Origin of the sequence: Geminicoccus flavidas, from assembly GCF_009806515.1 — a bacterium.
In the GTDB taxonomy this organism is placed as follows: Bacteria; Pseudomonadota; Alphaproteobacteria; order Geminicoccales; family Geminicoccaceae; genus Geminicoccus; species Geminicoccus flavidus.
In genome coordinates this window covers 1-1,003 of the sequence record NZ_WUJP01000721.1, presented here as the reverse complement: position 1 = coordinate 1,003, position 1,003 = coordinate 1, and the positions used below count along the sequence as shown (strand labels likewise).

The window sequence follows — 1,003 nt, the reverse complement described above, 5'->3', positions numbered from 1 at the left end:
CCTGGCCCCGGTGCTGCCGGCGCCGTCGTGAAGCCGCCGGCGTTCTGGACCAAAGGCGGCCCGCTCGCTTCATTGCTGGCCCCGCTCGGCAGCCTGTACGGCCGGATCGTCACCCACCGCGCCTGCCGGCCAGGCACGCGGCTGGACGTGCCGGTCCTGTGCATCGGCAACGCCACGCTGGGCGGCAGCGGCAAGACCCCGGTCGTGCGCTCGCTGGCGCGCATCCTGGCCGAAGAATTTGACCTTGCGCCCCATGTCGTGACCCGCGGCTATGGGGGCCGGGTGCGAATCACCACCCGGGTCGACCCGGCCTGCCACGATGCCGCGGTCGTGGGCGACGAGCCGTTGCTCCTCGCCCGCGACGCCGTGGTCTGGGTGGGGCGGGACCGCCTTGCCAGCGCCCGTGCCGCGGTCGCGGCCGGTGCCAAGTTCATCCTGATGGATGACGGGTTCCAGAACGCCGGCCTTGCCAAGTCCGCCTCCTGGCTGGTGGTGGACGGGCCGGCCGGGATCGGCAACGGCCGGGTCTTTCCGGCGGGCCCCCTGCGCGAGCGCTTTGCCGATGCCGTCCTGCGGGCGGAGGCCCTGGTGATGATCGGTCCCGACCGCCAACTTCTCGGCGAACAGGCCTGCCTGCCGGTGCTGGCGGCCGAGCTGCGCCATCCGCAAGAAGCACTGGCGGAACTGACAGGGCGGCCGCTCCTGGCATTCGCCGGGATCGGTCGGCCGGCCAAGTTCTTCGAGAGCCTGACCGCGGCGGACCTCCATCTCGTCGGCACCCGGGCTTTTCCCGACCACCACCCGTTCACCGAAGCGGAACTCGCCGGGCTGCGCGATGCGGCCGGACGATCGGGCGCTACGCTGGTCACCACCGAGAAGGATCTGGTCCGCCTGCCGCCCGATCAGCGACGGGGCATCGTTACGATTCCCGTTACAATTTGTTGGCGGAACCGGGCGATGGTTCGCGGCTTGTTGAGAGGATTGATCGCACCTGTGTCGACGC

At 70.9% G+C, this 1,003-nt stretch carries 1 protein-coding gene; it reads left to right on the top strand.

Features of this window, described 5'->3' with window-relative positions; genetic code table 11:
• Positions 1-27: 27 nt before the first annotated feature.
• On the top strand, positions 28-1,003 hold a 976-nt coding region (gene lpxK / locus EQG76_RS20660; RefSeq protein WP_159716224.1), incomplete at its 3' end, for a tetraacyldisaccharide 4'-kinase.